General features: G+C 31.3%; 1 protein-coding gene. It reads right to left on the bottom strand.

Annotated features, from left to right (window positions below):
• Positions 1-693 (bottom strand): hypothetical protein (locus C3E90_RS07290; RefSeq protein ID WP_236915000.1); only part of this gene is annotated, 693 nt, incomplete at its 3' end.
• Positions 694-915 lie beyond the last annotated feature (222 nt).

Here is a 915-nt window from a genome sequence, read left to right as displayed (position 1 = left end):
TCTTGATTCCGTAGTATCATTGACCGGATAATCTCGGTCTATGTCAAGGTAATCAAAAGTTTCTGCTCGTGTACAGGCCAAAGCTTCTTGTTTGGTTTCGCCATAAAATAATTTCAATCTGCCTTTTCCTGTTAGGTTTTTAATAATTACCTTTCCAAAAGTTTCTTTTTCGAAATCTAAAAGCAAACTACGATCTTTTTTTTGAACAATTTTAGCCGCGATAGGTAAATATTCAAGACTAAAAGTGGTAGGTGGGTATAAAGGTTCAATAAAGTCGCCAGAAGCAGCTTTATAATAAGTATTGTCTTGGTTTGTTACTAACCAATTTTCATCCGTAAAAACAGAATTTCCCTCTACTAAAAGCGATGGAAATGTGTTATAATTTTCAATCAAAAATTCCAAAGAATGTTTTCCTTCGGGCAGTTCAAAATTCAAAGGGTCAAAATCATATTGAATTATTCCATCAATTCTAACATGAAACCTACCGTTAGCAAATATTCGAATAGCTTCAGATTTTTCAATCTCATATGTTTTTCTAAAAAGAACAAGTCCGTAAGGAGAATCAACTCTCCAAAACGGAGGATAAGGCTGTCCTCGCTCCTGTCTTTTACCGGAGATTTCGGTATGTAGCCAAATTTCAAAATCTCCAGGATACCAAATCCATTTAGCTTGGCAAGCATTATCACTTTCCATTTTTATTGCTTTATGCTGAGAATAAGCGATACTTGTTAGACTACAAAGGGATATAGCTAAGATTGTCTGTAGTACAAATTTATTAATAATATTTTTCATAATTGTAAAAATTTTTATTTATTAAAAATTCAATCATTTATTTAAAAAATTTAAAACGCTATATATTTAAGATCATTTTTGTTTGTATAATTAGTATTTTATACTTGAAATAGTTACAGGACC

It is taken from the genome of Clostridium sp. Cult2 (assembly GCF_021655075.1).
GTDB lineage: Bacteria > Bacillota > Clostridia > Tissierellales > Tepidimicrobiaceae > Schnuerera.
The sequence above is the reverse complement of the archived record's forward strand: the minus strand, read 5'-3'. Positions and strand labels throughout refer to the sequence as shown.